The organism is Vibrio sp. 5S239 (genome assembly GCF_041439575.1).
GTDB lineage: Bacteria > Pseudomonadota > Gammaproteobacteria > Enterobacterales > Vibrionaceae > Vibrio > Vibrio kanaloae.
In genome coordinates, this window is record NZ_JBGOOM010000022.1 from 47,697 (window position 1) to 64,927 (window position 17,231).

At 45.5% G+C, this 17,231-nt stretch carries 14 protein-coding genes; 7 read left to right on the plus strand and 7 right to left on the minus strand.

Translation table 11 applies throughout. The annotated features are described in order from the left end of the window. The first annotated feature begins 34 nt into the window (after nucleotides 1-34). The 4 genes from ileS (at nucleotide 35) to ispH (ending at nucleotide 5,283) form a co-directional block, all read left to right on the plus strand. The gene (ileS, locus tag ACED48_RS15795; protein ID WP_017056129.1) at nucleotides 35-2,911 is read left to right on the plus strand and encodes an isoleucine--tRNA ligase; all 2,877 of its coding nucleotides are present in this window, start codon (nucleotides 35-37) and stop codon (nucleotides 2,909-2,911) included. 159 nt (nucleotides 2,912-3,070) lie between these two features. After that, the gene (lspA, locus tag ACED48_RS15800) at nucleotides 3,071-3,571 is read left to right on the plus strand and encodes a signal peptidase II (RefSeq protein ID WP_017056130.1); all 501 of its coding nucleotides are present in this window, start codon (nucleotides 3,071-3,073) and stop codon (nucleotides 3,569-3,571) included. A 185-nt stretch (nucleotides 3,572-3,756) separates the two neighbouring features. After that, nucleotides 3,757-4,188: an FKBP-type peptidyl-prolyl cis-trans isomerase gene (gene fkpB / locus ACED48_RS15805; RefSeq protein ID WP_017056131.1), complete on the plus strand. Its 432-nt coding sequence runs from the start codon at nucleotides 3,757-3,759 to the stop codon at nucleotides 4,186-4,188. 138 nt (nucleotides 4,189-4,326) lie between these two features. Then, nucleotides 4,327-5,283 (plus strand): 4-hydroxy-3-methylbut-2-enyl diphosphate reductase, encoded by a 957-nt coding sequence (gene ispH, locus ACED48_RS15810; RefSeq protein WP_029626952.1) that lies wholly within the window; start codon nucleotides 4,327-4,329, stop codon nucleotides 5,281-5,283. A gap of 92 nt (nucleotides 5,284-5,375) precedes the next feature. On the opposite strand, the gene btsR is transcribed toward ispH, so the two are convergent. From btsR to ACED48_RS15825, 3 genes are all read right to left on the minus strand, one after another. Further along, a complete protein-coding gene (gene btsR / locus ACED48_RS15815; RefSeq protein WP_017056133.1) occupies nucleotides 5,376-6,107 on the minus strand; it encodes a two-component system response regulator BtsR in 732 nt (243 codons plus the stop codon). A gap of 94 nt (nucleotides 6,108-6,201) precedes the next feature. Beyond that, nucleotides 6,202-7,872 (minus strand): sensor histidine kinase, encoded by a 1,671-nt coding sequence (locus ACED48_RS15820; RefSeq protein ID WP_017056134.1) that lies wholly within the window; start codon nucleotides 7,870-7,872, stop codon nucleotides 6,202-6,204. 255 nt (nucleotides 7,873-8,127) lie between these two features. Further along, entirely contained in the window at nucleotides 8,128-9,621 is a 1,494-nt protein-coding gene (locus tag ACED48_RS15825) for a carbon starvation protein A (protein WP_017056135.1), read from the minus strand. A 332-nt stretch (nucleotides 9,622-9,953) separates the two neighbouring features. Here ACED48_RS15825 and ACED48_RS15830 point away from each other — a divergent pair, with 332 nt between their 5' ends. Further along, nucleotides 9,954-10,304, plus strand: a complete 351-nt coding sequence (locus tag ACED48_RS15830) for a DUF2799 domain-containing protein (RefSeq protein WP_017056136.1) — start codon at nucleotides 9,954-9,956, stop codon at nucleotides 10,302-10,304. 267 nt (nucleotides 10,305-10,571) lie between these two features. Here ACED48_RS15830 and murQ read toward each other — a convergent pair whose 3' ends face one another. From murQ to ACED48_RS15850, 4 genes are read right to left on the minus strand one after another with little or no spacing between them, the layout of a single operon-like run. Continuing rightward, nucleotides 10,572-11,492 carry an N-acetylmuramic acid 6-phosphate etherase gene (gene murQ / locus ACED48_RS15835; RefSeq protein WP_032547889.1) on the minus strand — a complete coding sequence of 307 codons (921 nt, stop codon included), beginning with the start codon at nucleotides 11,490-11,492 and terminating at the stop codon, nucleotides 10,572-10,574. Between the two features lie 45 nt (nucleotides 11,493-11,537). Next, on the minus strand, nucleotides 11,538-12,650 hold the full coding sequence (locus ACED48_RS15840; protein WP_017056138.1) for an anhydro-N-acetylmuramic acid kinase: 1,113 nt from the start codon (nucleotides 12,648-12,650) through the stop codon (nucleotides 11,538-11,540). After that, nucleotides 12,647-13,531, minus strand: a complete 885-nt coding sequence (locus ACED48_RS15845) for a BadF/BadG/BcrA/BcrD ATPase family protein (protein WP_017056139.1) — start codon at nucleotides 13,529-13,531, stop codon at nucleotides 12,647-12,649. The genes ACED48_RS15840 and ACED48_RS15845 overlap by 4 nt, the downstream gene beginning before the upstream one ends. Before the next feature lie 3 nt (nucleotides 13,532-13,534). Continuing rightward, nucleotides 13,535-15,127, minus strand: coding sequence for a sodium:solute symporter (locus ACED48_RS15850; protein WP_017056140.1), 1,593 nt, complete (start codon nucleotides 15,125-15,127; stop codon nucleotides 13,535-13,537). 247 nt (nucleotides 15,128-15,374) lie between these two features. Here ACED48_RS15850 and ACED48_RS15855 point away from each other — a divergent pair, with 247 nt between their 5' ends. Together ACED48_RS15855 and nagZ are read left to right on the plus strand one after the other, a co-directional pair. After that, nucleotides 15,375-16,223: a MurR/RpiR family transcriptional regulator gene (locus ACED48_RS15855; protein WP_017056141.1), complete on the plus strand. Its 849-nt coding sequence runs from the start codon at nucleotides 15,375-15,377 to the stop codon at nucleotides 16,221-16,223. Nucleotides 16,224-16,234: 11 nt separating this feature from the next. Next, nucleotides 16,235-17,224 (plus strand): beta-N-acetylhexosaminidase, encoded by a 990-nt coding sequence (nagZ, locus tag ACED48_RS15860; RefSeq protein ID WP_017056142.1) that lies wholly within the window; start codon nucleotides 16,235-16,237, stop codon nucleotides 17,222-17,224. Nucleotides 17,225-17,231: the final 7 nt, after the last annotated feature.

The window sequence follows — 17,231 nt, forward strand, 5'->3', positions numbered from 1 at the left end:
CTAACTTCGCCCAATATAACGGAATTAAGAATCGATGAGTGATTATAAAACTACCCTGAACTTACCAGAAACAGGGTTCCCAATGCGTGGCAATCTGGCAAATCGTGAGCCAGAAATGCTTAAGCGTTGGTATAAAGAAGATCTTTACGGCGAAATCCGTAAGGCAAAGAAAGGTAAAAAATCTTTCGTATTGCATGATGGCCCTCCATACGCGAACGGCGACATTCACATTGGTCACGCGCTGAATAAGATTCTTAAAGACATTATTATTAAATCTAAGACCCTTTCTGGTTTTGATGCACCGTACATCCCAGGTTGGGACTGTCACGGTCTTCCAATCGAGCTAATGGTTGAGAAGAAGAAAGGTAAGCCTGGTCAGAAGATTTCGGCTGCTGAATTCCGCGAAGAGTGTCGTAAGTACGCGGCGGGCCAAGTTGAAGGTCAGAAAGAGAGCTTCAAACGTCTTGGTATCATGGGCGAGTGGGACAAACCTTACCGCACTATGGATTTCGGCACAGAAGCGAACATCATTCGTTCTCTAGGCAAAATCGCAGATAAAGGTCACCTTCTTAAAGGTTTCAAACCAGTCCACTGGTGTACTGACTGTGGTTCTGCTCTGGCTGAAGCTGAAGTTGAATACAAAGATAAAGTTTCTCCATCTATCGATGTGAAATTTACAGCAGCTGACGAAGCGGCGCTTTTAGAGAAATTTACTCTAGCGGAAGGTCATGCGGGTCAAGGCGAAATTTCTATCGTTATCTGGACGACAACACCTTGGACTCTGCCGGCTAACCGCGCAGTATGTCTACGTGATGATCTTGAATACGTGCTTATCCAAGTTGAAGCGAATGATGAACAGCCAGCTCAACGTATCGTTGTTGCTTCTGAACTAGCAAAAGACGTAATGGATCGTGCTGGTATCGAGCATTTCCATAACCTTGGTTTTGCTACAGGTGCTGATCTTGAGCTTTCTCAGTTCAACCACCCGTTCTACGACTTTACTGTTCCTGCAGTTCTTGGCGATCACGTAACAACGGATTCAGGTACTGGTGTGGTTCATACTGCGCCTGGCCACGGTCAAGAAGATTTCGTAGTTGGTAAGAAGTACAACCTAGAAATCGCTAACCCAGTTGGTTCAAACGGCGTTTACCTGCCAGATACTGAGCTATTTGCTGGTCAGCACGTATTCAAAGCTAACGACTCTGTTTTAGACGTTCTAAAAGAGAAAGGTGCACTTCTGCATCACCACGCTTACGAGCACAGCTACCCACACTGTTGGAGACACAAAACTCCAATCATCTTCCGTGCAACACCACAATGGTTCATCTCTATGGATCAAGCTGGCCTACGTGCTAAAGCACTAGAGTCAATCAAGAGTGTTGAGTGGTTGCCTGAATGGGGTCAAAGCCGTATCGAAGGCATGGTTGAAGGTCGCCCTGAGTGGTGTATCTCTCGTCAACGTACTTGGGGTGTGCCAATTGCTCTGTTCGTTCATAAAGAAACAGCAGAACTTCACCCAGAAAGCCCAGCACTTATTGAAAAAGTAGCGAAGCTCGTTGAAGAGAAAGGCATTCAAGCTTGGTGGGATGTAGACGCTGCTGAACTTATGGGCGCAGAAGACGCTGATAAGTACGAAAAAGTAATGGATACGCTAGACGTATGGTTCGACTCAGGTGTGACGCACTTCTCTGTGGTTGATTCTCGTGAAGAGTACAACTTCCCGAACGAAGAGCGTACTCATAGTGCTGATCTTTACCTTGAAGGTTCAGACCAACACCGCGGCTGGTTCCAGTCTTCTCTAATTTCATCTATCGCGATGAAAGACGAAGCACCATACAAGCAAGTGCTAACGCACGGTTTCGTGGTTGATGGTAAAGGACGTAAGATGTCTAAATCTATCGGCAATGTTGTTGCTCCTAAAGATGTAACCAACAAGCTAGGTGCTGATATCCTGCGTCTATGGGTTGCTTCCACAGACTATACCGGTGAAGTGGCGGTTTCTGATGAAATCCTGAAGCGTTCAGCTGATGCTTACCGTCGTATTCGTAACACGGCTCGTTTCTTCTTAGCGAACTTGAACGGTTTCAACCCTGAAACGGACCTAGTACCTGCTGAAGAGATGGTTGCACTTGATCGCTGGGCTGTTGGCCGTGCTCAAGCTGCACAAGAAGAGATTGTTAAAGCATACGGCGAGTACAACACTCATGGTGTGACTCAACGTTTAATGCAGTTCTGTTCTATCGAAATGGGTTCTTTCTACCTAGATGTAATTAAAGATCGTCAGTACACAGCGAAGCAGGGCAGCCATGCTCAACGTAGCTGCCAAACGGCGCTTTACTACATCGTAGAAGCTCTAGTTCGTTGGATGGCACCTATCATGTCGTTCACTGCAGATGAAATCTGGAACGAAATGCCTGCTACTCTTCCAACAGGTGAAAAACGTGACAAGTTCGTATTCACAGGCGAGTGGTTCGAAGGTCTATTTGGTCTTGCTGAAGGCGAAGAGCTAAGCAACGAATTCTGGACTGAAATCCAGTCTGTTCGTGGTGCAGTGAACAAGCTTCTTGAAGATGCTCGTAAAGAGAAAACGATCGGTGGAGCACTGCAAGCTGAAGTAACTCTATACGCTGACGACGCACTCGCGGCTACGATCAACAAGCTAGAAGATGAGCTACGTTTCGTACTTATCACTTCTGCAGCTGTTGTTAAGCCACTGAGCGAGAAGTCTGATGCAGCTCAAGCGACAGACGTTGAAGGTCTATTCGTTGAAGTAGCGGCGACTGAAGCTGAGAAGTGTGACCGTTGTTGGCACCACACTCCAGATGTAGGCACTATCGAAGGTCACGAGAAAGTTTGTGGTCGTTGTGTGTCGAACATTGACGGTGAAGGCGAAGTGCGTAAGTTCGCATAACAGCTCAGAGAAAGACTGAACTTTTTGTAAAAATCATAGCCCCAGTATCAACTGGGGTTATTTTTAGTTATAGGAAATGTGTTTAACCAAGTCGAGTGCTTGTTACCTTTAAACGGGGTGACGAAATGGGTGCTGGTTTAGTAAATACTAGGAATAGAAATGAGTGAAGTTTCGTTAAAACAATCTGGTGTGCGTTGGTTATGGTTGGCTCTGCTGGTTTTCGCTGCAGATATCGGCATCAAACTTTTCGTCATGGACAACATGGGTTATGGCTGGGCAAATCGTATTGAGGTGCTGCCGTTCTTTAACTTTTTGTATGTTCATAACTACGGTGCAGCATTTAGCTTCTTGAGCGACCAAAGTGGTTGGCAACGTTGGTTATTTACCGGTATCGCATTTGCAGTAACAGGCATGCTGACGTACTGGATGAGCAAACTACCAGCGACAGAAAAGTGGAACAACATTGCTTACGCCATCATCATTGGTGGTGCTGTTGGTAACGTATTTGACCGAGTAGTACACGGCTTTGTTGTCGATTACTTAGACTTTTACTGGGGCACTTACCATTGGCCTGCCTTCAACTTAGCGGATATGGGAATCTGTATCGGTGCAGCGATGATCATCCTCGATGGCTTCCGCAAGAAAGATGAGAGCAAATAGGCGAATAAGCCTTAGGTAAAAGAGCCTTGAAATAGATTGCCCTAAAGTCAGTCTATGACTCACAGAATAGAATAGCCCTAAGCGCTGTCGGTTGATTCCGGTGGCGCTTTTTTTTATGCTTCAGTCAACAAGGAAGCAAAGCACCATGCGTCCTCCAAATAATAAAGAAGTCTAAGGAAAGTAACGTGGCAGCAATTAAAAACGATTCAGCAGTAACCCTACATTTTACGATTAAAATGAAGGATGGTTCAGTTGCCGATAGTACGGAAAACATGGGTAAACCAGCAAAGTTTGTCATGGGTGATGGTAGCCTAAGTGAGAACTTTGAAGCGTGCTTACTTGGGCTTGAAGCTGGAACTGAAAAGTCTATCGAACTGAAAGCACAAGATGCGTTTGGTATGCCGAACCCAGACCATATCCACCATATGGATAAAACAAAATTTGCTGGTGATAGTGATGTTGAAGTCGGCACTATCATGGCATTCTCTGGTCCTGACGGTATGGAAATCCCAGGGATTATCACTGATATCGCGGGAGATTCAGTAACGGTTGATTTTAATCACCCGTTAGCTGGTCAAGACATTACGTTTGACGTCAATATCTTAACGGTAGAATAACTCTCTTAACGTTAGAATAGCACTGCCTTACAGCTGTGACACACAACCTAGAGCTTCACTGTCTAGGCGCTTCACTGTAGAATGCGAACCTCGCTGACGGCGAACTCTAGAGAAACAACCTTAGTACCGCGGTAAATGATGAGCAATGAAATGAAAATAATGTTAGCTAACCCTCGTGGCTTCTGTGCCGGTGTTGATCGTGCGATCAGCATCGTAGAGCGTGCACTTGAAATGTATCAGCCACCGATCTATGTTCGCCATGAAGTGGTGCATAACCGCTTTGTTGTTGAAGGGCTTAAGCAACGTGGTGCTATTTTTGTCGAAGAGCTGAGTGAAGTGCCAGACGATAACATCGTGATCTTTTCTGCTCACGGTGTATCTCAAGCTGTTCGTAAAGAAGCGAAAGAGCGCGATCTCACCGTATTTGATGCGACGTGTCCATTGGTCACTAAAGTACATATGGAAGTTGCTCGTGCGAGTCGCAAACATATGGAAGTGGTACTGATTGGTCACGCAGGTCACCCTGAAGTGGAAGGGACTATGGGTCAGTACGCTAGCAAAACCGGTGGAATGTATTTGGTTGAAAGACCAGAGGACGTACAAAACCTAGTAGTGAACGACCCAACTAATTTACATTACGTTAGCCAAACAACCTTGTCAGTTGATGAGACGGCGGATGTGATTGAAGAGCTACGTCGCGTGTTCCCACAGATCCAAGGCCCTCGTAAAGACGACATCTGTTACGCGACTCAAAACCGTCAAGACGCAGTGCGTGATATGGCAAATGATGTAGACGTAGTGATTGTGGTTGGTTCTAAGAACTCATCGAACTCAACACGTTTGAAAGAGCTGGCTGAGAAGCTAGGCACACCCGGTTACCTTACGGATTGCCCTGAAGACATTCAAACAGAATGGGTTGAAGGCAAGAAGAAAATTGGTGTAACGGCGGGGGCTTCGGCTCCAGAAGAGCTAGTAAACCAAATCTTGGACCGCATTCGTGAGTTGGGTGCGACTGACGTTGAAGAGATTCAAGGTCGTGAAGAGAACATGTTCTTCGAAGTGCCAAAAGAGCTGCAGATCAAGCAAGTCGATTAATCTCTATTGATTCGTGACACTAGCGACTAGTAAACAGCCAACGTTGATGCGTTGGCTTTTTTGATCATGCTATGTCTTGACCTGAAGTATGTTTACTGAAGGCCGAGTTGCTCTTTTAACGTCTTGAGGTAGCGACGGCTGACTGGCACTTCAAAGCCCGTCAGTGTGACTATCTCGGCTAATCCATTTTCTAATAGCTTGATCTCTTGGATCGATTTTATGTTGATCAAATATTGGCGATGACAGCGGATTAAATCGGTCTTTTCTTCTAAGGTCTTCAAGGTTAATTGTGAAGTTGCTGTTTGCGATGAACTACGAACATGTACCCCACTGATGTCTGAATAGGCGCACTCGACCGTTTGGCTTGCCATGATCACTATACGGTTATGGCCAATACACGGAATCTGCTCTAAATGAGAGGGGGCGATGACTGATATGTCTTGTTCTGGCGCTTTGTGGTTCTGTTTGATGATCTTATTCAGGCGACAAACGCTCTTGTTTAATCGACAAGGTTCAACCGGCTTGAGTAGGTAATCAAAGGCGTTATCTTCGAATGCTTGAATAGCATATTGATCATAGGCTGTTACGAATACTACGTAAGGCATAGTGTCTGGATCAAGCATGCTCAGGAGTTCAATCCCGGTAACTTGCGGCATTTGAATATCTAAATACACTACATCAGGCTTGAGCTGGTTGATCTGCTTCAGGCCTTCGATCGCGTTGCTTGCTTGACCGATGACTTCCACTTCTCCAGTTTCAGTCAGTAGTTCAATCAGTTCTTCACGAGCAAAAAGCTCATCATCGACAACTAATGCTTTTAACATCCTACAATCTTCATCTTGATTCTATCCCTGTTTGATTCACGTTTGGCTTCTAAATAATACGGTTACCAAGAGGCTATCATTTACGAAAGCACCGTTATTTTAGTATAGGTATGATAAAGCTCATTCGAGTAAATTGCTGTGGTTGAGATTCTATTTTTAGTGCTGAGTCTTGTCCAAAGAAATTCGCGAGTCGTTTATCAACAATTTCCATTCCTAAACCCACATGGTCTTGAGACGGCTTCTGATAGTTGCCTGCATTGTCTTCCACGGTCAGCTTAAATCCACCCTTGAAAGCCTCACTATAAATCTTCACTTTGCCGCCTTCTAGCATGTTTGAAATGCCATGCTTTATGGCATTTTCAACCAGTGGCTGTAGGGTAAAGCTCGGCAGTTGAGAGTCATACAGTAGCGGGTCGATATCCAATTCCACTTCTAAGCGGTCGGTAAAGCGTGCCTTCTCTATGGTCAGGTAAGCATTGACGTGTGCCAGTTCGTCTTTGAGTTTCACAGTGTTGATGTTCTGCTTAAGGTTGCTTCTAAAGAAGTGAGATAGGTGCTGAATAAGCTCTCGTGCTTTATCTGGGTCACGACGTGTAACGGCGCTGATAGTATTAAGCGCATTGAACAAGAAGTGTGGATTCACTTGAGCGTGCAGCAGTTTGATTTCCGCTTGTGTCAGTAACGTTTGCTGCTGCTGATAGTTGCTGAATAGGATCTGACTCGACAGTAGTTGAGCGATACCCTCTGCCATCGACATGTTAATGGTCGAAAACAGCTTCAGCTTTGGCTCATACAGTTTAATGGTACCGACGACTTCGTTACCCGCACGCAGTGGAATGATTAGCGCAGAGCCCAACTTACAATCTTGAGATAGAGAACATTGGTATGGGTTCTCTTTACCATCAAGGTAGATGATGTCGTTTTGTTCCATCGAGGTGAGGGTGCTCTGCGATGAAATTGGAGTGTTAGGGATGTGGTGTTCATCGCCAATGCCGACGAAAGCGAGAATTTTTTCTCGGTCGGTAATCGCCACCGCACCGACGTTGGTTTCTTCGTAAACGATACGCACGATTTTTTGTGCGTTATCGGAATTGAAGCCACCATGCAGAATACCCACAGAACGCTCGGCGATGGTTAATGCGCGGCGCGAGAAAGTAGCTGAATATTTCTCGAAGATGGTTTTCCTGTCTTGGATTATGCTCATGAACAGTGCAGCACCGACCGAGTTGGCGATGATCATTGGCGCGGCAATATCGGAAACTAAAGCATAAGATTGCTCAAATGGCTTCGCGACTGCCAGTAGAATTAACATCTGAATGATCTCTGCAAACAGGGTGACAGAGAACACTACCAGCGGATTAAACAGCTGGCTGGCTTTATTCTTTCTGACTAAGTAAACGTGCAATAGGCCACCAATCAAACCTTCTGCTGTGGTGGAAATAGCACAAGCTAGATCTGTGAATCCACCTAATGAGTAACGATGAATACCGCCAGTAAAGCCGACCGCAAAGCCAACGACAGGGCCACCAAACAGACCGCCCATTACTGCGCCCATCGCACGAGTGTTGGCTATCGCGTCATTAATCTGCAGTCCAAAATAGGTGCCCATAATACAGAACAGAGAAAACAGAACATAACAGCTGACTTTATGACTTAAGCGTGAAGAGATGCTCAACAAAGGGAGAATCAATGGAGTTTTACTTAACATGTAAGCAATCACTAAGTAGACACAGGTTTGTTGCAGCAGAGAGAGAATGAGTTCCATATTTTCACCTATTGAGACGCTTGTTAAGTGTAAAGCTCATTGCGTGGTAACGGTAGCTTTGCTTGTGTTTTCGTTGGTTATATCCAGTGACGATTGCTTCTCAATGCTGAGATACAGTAAAGCCCATCACAGAGGACGGGCTTTAGTCTTAATTTCCACGAATCACTGGGTGATTACCGGAGCAAGTGAAGTGTGTTTGGCTGTTCTTTTGTCTCTCTATGAAGACGTGTCTCTTTTATCAAGAGTCTGAAAGAACTAGGCAGTTTTGGTTACGCCTTTTGCTTCTTTCTCTTGTTCTTCATCAGCTAGGTTGATATCGCCTTTGCCTTTTGAAATCTTGATCACGTAAGCCGTAATCAGTAGAGATGACACCACGCCTACGATTGTTGATATTTGCATAGGTAGCCCAAAACCCAGTTGGCTATTGTTTAAGATGAATGTGATACACACAGACGTCATGAAGATAGCTGGAACTGTTGTTACCCAGTGCAGTTTGTTGTGACGAAGTAGGTAAGCTGAAGCTGTCCACAGCATCATTACTGCTGTTGATTGGTTAGCAAAACCGAAGTAACGCCAGATGATACCGAAATCAACTTGAGTCAGGATGCCGCCGATAACGAACAGTGGTAAAGCCATCAGTAGGCGGTTACGCAGTGTTTTCTGTTCCATGTTGAAGTATTCAGCAAGGATAAGACGGCTTGAACGGAATGCAGTGTCACCAGAAGTGATTGGTAGGATAACCACGCCAAGGAAAGCAAGGATACCGCCAAATACACCCAGTAGGCCAAATGAAGCGCTGTATACCACGTTACCAGGGCCGCCGTTTGCAATCGCGTCAGACAAAGACTCAACTGAACCAAAGAAAGACAGAGCAAGGGCACACCAGATTAGAGCGATAATGCCTTCACCAATCATTGCGCCGTAGAATACAAAGCGACCGTTCTTCTCATTTTCCATACAACGCGCCATCAAAGGAGACTGAGTTGCGTGGAAGCCAGAGATAGCGCCACATGCGATGGTGATGAATAGAGCAGGCCAAAGTGGTAGGTCATTCGGGTTCATGTTGGTGAACATGTCGCTCATCTCAAAGCCACCCATGATTTGGTGTTCGTCAGATAGACCAATCGCCGTGATTAAGCCAACAGACATAAAGATAAGCAGCGCACCGAACAGTGGATAGAAGCGACCAATGATTTTATCGACAGGGACAATCGTTGCGATGATGTAGTAAGCAAAGATGATAACAACCATCGTTGTTGCAGACATCGCGAAATCAGTTTGGTCGTTCACTAGGTTAGTGATCATGCCTGCAGGAGCAGATACGAATACCACACCAACAAGAAGCAGTAGAACAATGGCAAAGATGTTCATAAAGTGTTTTGCGCCATTGCCTAGGTAACGTCCAGTGATGGTTGGAACTGAAGCGCCGCCATTACGGATAGATAACATACCTGAGAAGTAGTCGTGTACTGCACCTGCGAAGATACAACCTAGCACGATCCAAAGCATTGCTGCTGGGCCGTAAAGGGCACCCATGATAGGGCCGAAGATTGGACCTACACCTGCAATGTTAAGCAGCTGAACTAGGTAAACCTTTGGTGTTGACATTGGAACGTAGTCCACGCCATCTTGCTTGGTATGAGCGGGTGTTTGGCGCTTTTCATTGATACCGAAAATCTTCTCGATAAAGGTACCGTAAATAAAGTAGCCACCAATGAGTGCTGCAACACAGGTAAGAAACCACATCATAATTTGTTATCCCTGAATGTATTAATTAAGTCAGGGTGTATATTAAAGGAGTCGATGAAAAGAAACTTCCGCTACGGGAGTGAGTGGTCGAATAGTCAATTTAACGGTGCTATGAATGATTGAGTGGTTTGCTACGTTTGTAGAGCGGTTGGTTATTCGTGTTGAGAAGTGTCTTGCTTCTGGCAAGTGGCGGCTTATCAGCTTTAAGCGGTAGCCAATAGATATCAGTGGCAGATAACAGACATAAGTGGACATCAGCCAGTGTTCAGCGGAGAATCACCACAAAGGCAACGCTTGGTCAGGAAGTGGCTAGGTAAATATAAAGGACTGAAATGAAAAAAATAATCGCATTATTCGCCGTGGCATTTAGCCTTGCAGGATGCAGCGCCAATATTCAAGATTTAGCGGCAAAAGGTAACTGGCAAGAGATTGGTTACCGTGACGGTATTAAAGGCCACACTCAACGCTCGTATTCGGAGATGAGTGAGCTTGGCGCAGTCGATCAAGCGAGTTACACAGAAGGTTATCACCTAGGTGTGACTGAATATTGTAATCCGAACCATGCTTATCAGATTGGTTTATCTGGTCAGGTGTATGAAGGCGTATGTTCTGGTACGGAAGACGCTCAACGTTTCCGCATGGAATGGCAACGTGGCTGGGATGAGTTCTCAAATGACTATTAAGCCCAAGCTAGCGATAAAAAATTAAAACTAAAAAAGACCAGTACCGCGTGTGTACTGGTCTTTTTGTATGTCGCGAGCGTGACGCTCACAACAGTATAATACCAATCGTAGTAAATAACTGTTCATCCTAGCTGGTTAAAACACTCGATAACATCGTTAGAAATTTTGATTGTAGAATAACTACTTATCGAAAATTTCTGCCTTGTTCTCAAGCATTTTTCCTGCGCTATTTATGATCACTTACTTACTGTGATTGGTATCAGCAGATTACTGATTATTCTCGACTGCTTTTCTCAAGAAGCCATTTTGCTTATCAAGTTGTGCTTTGGCTAACTCTAAATCTAGCCCTGTTAGAATCATCAAAATAGATAACTTCACATCGTAATCAGTCGTTTTAAGTGTCGACACTGCCAGTGCTTTGTCACACTCCGTCGCTTGGATAACGATACGAGCAGCGCGGGCAACCAACTTTTCATTGGTCGCTTTTACGTCGACCATCAGATTTTGGTAGATCTTACCGATACGAATCATGCTCGCAGTCGTCAGCATATTAAGTACCAGCTTTTGTGCTGTACCTGATTTGAGTCGTGTTGAACCAGTCAATGCTTCTGGGCCAACGACTGGGCTAATTGCGATCTGTGCGATCTCGGCAATTGGAGAGCTAGGGTTACAAGACAATGCAACCGTCACCGCACCGATTTGATTGGCATAATTAAGGGCACCAATCACGTAAGGTGTACGGCCACTGGCTGCGATACCGACCACAACATCGTTTTCTGAAAATTGAATCGCTTTCAGATCTTCAATACCAAGAGTCAGCGAGTCTTCCGCGCCTTCTTTGGCTTTTAAAATGGCTTCTGGGCCGCCAGCGATTAGGCCGATAACCATTTTGTCTGAAACACCGAAAGTCGGTGGGCATTCTGAGGCGTCTAACACACCTAATCGACCACTGGTGCCTGCGCCCATATAAATCAGTCGACCACCGTTTTGAAAGGCATGAGCAATTTTATCGACCGCTTTCGCGATCTGTGGCAGTTCTGCTTCAATCGCCAGTGGGACTTGTTTGTCTTGTTGGTTAATCTTTTCAACCACTTCGAGAGAGGTGAGCAGATCAATATCCATAGTATCAGGGTTTCTCCCCTCCGAAACGAGGTGCGAGAGCGCTGATATGAGAGCGTTGTTACTCATAATGATCCTTAAATGGTGATTCCAAAATGATGGTTCTAAAGTTGTTTAGCCAGCACGATAAAGAACGCCTAGAGAGGCCGCCCTGCTTGCGCCAGTCACTTCTGGTAAGTTGCTTGGCAGTTGATGAACATGACGCTGAGCAAGCCACGCAAAGGCCATGGCTTCCATATAATCGGCATCAACACCTTTACTGGTGGTCGACGCTACTTCCCAGCTAGGAAGCAGTTCAGCCAACCTTTTCATTAACAATGGATTTCGTGTACCACCGCCACACACATAGAGTGCAGGCTGCTCACCCAAGCGATAAGTCTCCACTTCATTGGCTATCGTCAATGCGGTGTACTCACAAAGCGTGTGCTGAACATCTTCTGCTGCAAGGTCTTTAAATTCTATTAATTGTTGCTCTAGCCAAGGCAGGTTGAACAGCTCTCTGCCAGTGCTTTTCGGTGGTATCTGAGATAGATAAGACTCATTTAACAGCTGTTCGAGCAAGGCTTGATTGAGTTGGCCTTTAAGCGCAAACTGCGCATCGCGGTCAAACTTCTCTCCTGTGTGCTTATCTACCCAAGCGTCCATCAACATATTGCCAGGGCCTGTATCATAACCGAGTGTTGGCTGATTTGGTCGCAGCACCGAAATATTCGAGATACCACCAATATTCAACACCACAACTGAGCTTTCTTGCGGGTGAAAAATAGTATGGTGGAAGGCGGGGACTAATGGCGCACCTTGCCCACCGAGTGCCATGTCTTTGCGTCTGAAATCGGCGACCGTTTGTATCTCTGTTTTAGCAGCAATGATATTGGCATCACCCAACTGCATGGTAAATGGCGATTCGCCGCTTGGCTGGTGGAATACCGTTTGACCATGATTACCAATGGCCGTCACTGAAGATGCTGGAGTTCCTGATTTTTCGAGAAGTTGCAGAACCGCGTTAGCAAATAGATGGCCAAGCTGGTGGTCAAGTTCACCAATGGCAATCAAATCCGTTCTCTGGCCAAGACAGACTTCAAGCAGACGGGCTTTGATATCTTCAGGCATAGGGAATTCATCATGATCAAGCAATGTGATACGAGTGCCTTCTATTGACACTAAAGCCGTATCAACGCCGTCCATACTCGTGCCTGACATCACGCCAATATATAACTCTGACTTCATTGTTCATTTCCTAAGTTGAGCATGTGGATCTTCTGGTGAGCGATAACTTCGGCACCATCCTGAGCGTTACCTTGAATGTCTAAAGCGCGAGCTTGAAGCCCTTGAGAGAGCTTAGAACGATAGAATTGTCCTAAGCTTCCTAAAAACATAATTGGTAAGCTGTTGTTTTCTGAGCATGTTCGTGTGAGCTTCTCTATTTCTTCAATACCTTGTTTTAATATGGTACTTGCCGTTGAGCAGCGCTGTTCTATATCAACGAGCTCTCGTGCAAATTGCGCATAATCGGTCGCATTGGCCGTGTTGAGCCACTTTAGAATGTCACTACGTTCGCTGCCTATTTTATTCATGACAAGCAGGCTTGTTAAAGAGGAACGTTTGTCATCAAATTCGGCTAGAGTTTGCTGCACCGCTCGAAATCCAAGCCAAGCGCCACCCCCTTGATCGCCAATCGGGAAACCCCACCCGCCAAACTGATGAGTCACATGTTGGTTGTCTAACTGAATGGCAACTGAACCGGTCCCAATCGCAATGCAGTTAACGCCTTGCCCTGCGTTAGCACCAAACACTGACGCTTCAGCATCGGTTGTCACATATAGGTGTGGGCAGTGGGCTAACGCCGATTTTAGCTTGGCTTTTAAATGACTATTTCCAGCACCAGCAACGCCAACCACAATATAGCACTGTTTGGCTTTAATCTGATTCACACTCAACATTTCCTCAATATAATGAGTCAGTTGAATGATTGCCGCCTCACCATACAAGGTCAATGACGTTGCCGCTAAAGTACGTTCTTGAATGACACTTGGTGTAGTTGATATTTGCTTCAGTCTCATGGCGGTTTTGGTCCCACCACCATCGACTGCCAAAATATGGGTAATCATTGGCTAAACCGTTTGTAGTTTATTAATTTCTTGAGTCTGCTTCTTACCTAGAAGGCACACGATTAATGATACAAACGTGCCCACACAGAGTTGATACGGAAAGGCTAATCGAACACCCACCCAATCCGCGTTAACCGCACCCATCACACTGTCCCAGACATAAGCTTGCATCAACAACGTGGTTAAGAAGCCTGCCATTAGAGCTAAAGCGACTGAAGTCTCGTTGCCGCGTTCAGTGAAAATCGCCGTGAAGTAGACGCCCAGTAATCCGGTGTAAGCAAACACCATCACACTTAAAGCGAACGATAACAGTGGCATGTCTGTGTACTGTTGCCAGTAGTAACAAAGGATACCCATGCTACCTAAGGCTACGGCCGCTGCAGCCATTCCAAAGCGGCCAGCTTTCACGTAATGGAAGTCATCTTGTTCTCCTTTACGAGCTTCTAACCAAGGTTTGTAAATATCTTGTACCGCAACCGAAGACATCGAGTTTAAGCCAGAGTTTAGTGTTGATAGTGCCGCGGCAACCACACCAACCGTTACTAAGCCACGAAGACCTGCAGGCATTTCATTTAATACGTAGTACATGAAGATCGTGACGTTTTCGCCATTAAAATTTTGCACGACGTCTTTGCCTTCAACACCCATCAGTTCAGGTCTTTGGTAGAAGACATACAAGAGTAAGCCAATCGACATAAATACCAACACGACAGGAATCGAGAAGATGATTGAGTTGATCATCGCCTTTGAACCTTGCTTGGCATCCTTACAAGTCAAAACGCGTTGAGTCATGTCTTGATCAAGACCAAATGCACCGATGTTTAACAAGACAAAACCAGTGATACATGCCCAAAAACTGAAGGTGCCAGCAGGGCTAAAGTCGAGCGTGAAATCGAGTAGAGTCAGCTTCGAAGGTTGTCCTTCACCCGGGTTAGTAAGTACCTGAGCAATTTGGCTAAAGTCGGCAGGGATCTGACCCAGTAGGTAGATAATTACCGCAATAGCTGCACCGACATAAACAACGAGTTGGATTAAGTCACTCCAGATCACGGAACGAATGCCGCCCATATAGGTATAAGCGAGGCCAACGGCAACAAGAATCACAACAGAAGTGACTACGCTGCTTGGGTCTATGTTGGTAAATAGAATCATGGATACTGCGATAGCTGCCATGTATAGGCGCGCACCAGAAGCAAACACACGCCCGACTAAATACATGACACCTGCACGCTGTTTGGTCTTCTCACCAAAGCGTACCTTTAGTAGTTCATAAACGGTAGAGACTTTGTTGTGGTAGAAACGAGGAATTAGAACGAGCGCGACAAAAATTGCACCAAGAATACCGCCAATGTTGGTCGCTAGGTATGTAAGATCACCACGGTAGCTAGACTCTGGTCCACCTAAAAACGTCGCTGCGGATTGCGAGGTTGCCAGTACCGAGATAGCAACAACCCACATCGGCATTGAGTTACCACCTAAGAAATAGTCTTTGGTACTTGTGATTTTTGTTCGGCTAAAGTGCCAACCTGTAAAAGCGATAATAGCGAAATATATCGCGAATACCGCCCAGTCCAGTGAGGTAAATAGTGAATTCATAGCAGCTCCGTAGCATGAATAGGGTAGAGGGTGTTTATTGTTATTTTTTCAGAATGTCAGTTTGAATAATGAGTTTCAAAATCTATTCCTTGGTGGAATAGTGACCAATGGTTTTCTTTGACAGCGATCCCAGAAGGTTGTGTTAGCTATTCCAAACGGCAGAATGTGAAGGAATAATTATTCCAATCAAAATACAAAACTCGTTATGATAACGAGATGCGGTCAGAGGGAAGGGGAAGAGCGTTTAATGAAAGGCATTGCGAAAGTTAAAGCGTTATTACCAAAACTCTCGCCATCAGATTCGCTGGTGGCTCGTTACGTATTGGATCATCCACAACAAGTTAAGCAGCTCTCGTCTCCTGAGTTGGCTAAAGCGGTAGGCGTGAGCCAGTCGACGATCGTAAAGTTTAGTCAGAAACTCGGTTACAAAGGTTTTTCTGAGATGAAGATGAAGCTCTATCAGAGTGATATGACTTATCAACCTGTATCCCAGCGCGGGATACATGGCACCATCACCAGAAAAGATCCGCCTGATACCGTGATGGACAAACTTCTTGCAAGTAAAACACAATCGCTTGAGCGTACCGTGTTATTAAATGAAGGCGAACAGCTGAGCAATGCCGCTGATTTACTGCACCTTGCTAATAAGGTACAAATCTCAGGAGTGGGCGCATCGTCTCTAGTCGCCAAAGACTTCGCTTACAAACTGATGAAAATAGGCCATGCTGCAAATGCAGAGCAAGATGCCCATATTCAGATTGCTAATGCTGCTTCTCTCTCTGAAAATGATGTCTTGGTTGCGATTTCCTACTCGGGAGAAACCAGAGAAGTGGTGAAGGTTGCGCAGCTGGCGAGGTCGAAAAAGGCCAAGGTGATTGTGATTAGTCAATTATCTCCTTCTGCTTTAGACAAATATGCGGACATCAAACTTATCTCGGCAGCTGACGAAAATCATATTCGCAGTTCATCGATTACTGCTCGTGATAGCCAGCTTTTTATTACTGACTTGTTGTTCATAGCGTTAACTCAGCAAGAAGAGCAAGCCGACCAATTAATTGAACAAAGTAAATCTGCAGTAGCGGAATTTAAGCAATAGAAGGAAATTTTATGGGACCGTTGTGGGTTGATGTTGCAGGCTACGAACTGACCGCTGAAGACAGAGAAATTTTAGAGCATCCAACCGTTGGTGGTCTCATCTTATTTACTCGAAATTATCACGATAGCAAACAGTTATCGGCGTTAAACAAAGAGATCCGTAAAGTTGCCAAGCGTCCTATTTTGATTGGTGTTGACCAAGAGGGAGGACGAGTACAACGCTTCTGCGACGGCTTTTCAATTATCCCTGCCGCGCAAGAATTCGCGACCAAGAATAATGGTGTGCAGTTGGCAGAACAAGCCGGTTGGTTGATGGCTGCGGAATTGATTGCCCATGATATCGATCTGAGCTTTGCGCCAGTCTTAGATAAAGGTCACGACTGTAAGGCGGTTGGTAGCCGAGCATTTGGTGAAGATATCGATACCATTGTTCGTCATAGCAGTGCTTTCATCAAGGGCATGAAGTCGGTTGGCATGGCGACAACAGGCAAGCACTTCCCTGGACACGGTGGTGTGATTGCTGACTCTCACTTAGAAACGCCATATGACCCTAGAGACGACATCTTTGAAACAGATATGGCAATCTTCAAGGCGCAAATTGAAGCCGGAATATTGGATGCCATGATGCCAGCTCACGTGGTTTTCTCTCACTATGATGATCAACCAGCGAGTGGTTCACAGTATTGGCTGCAGAAAGTATTGAAGCAGCAGCTTGGGTTCAAAGGCTTGGTGTTCTCTGACGATTTAACGATGGAAGGCGCTGCCATAATGGGCGGACCAGCCGATAGAGCGAAAGCTGCCTTGAATGCAGGTTGTGACATGGTGTTGATGTGTAATAAACGAGAGGCACAAATTGCAGCTCTCGATCACTTAGCGATTCAAGAGGTGCCTTTAGCCAACTCATTGCTTAAAAAACACAGCTTTGATTTGTCGACGCTTCACTCGGATGCTAGGTGGAAAGAGACCTCAGAGACGATCAAGCGAATGCTCGGCAGTGAGTGATAAATAA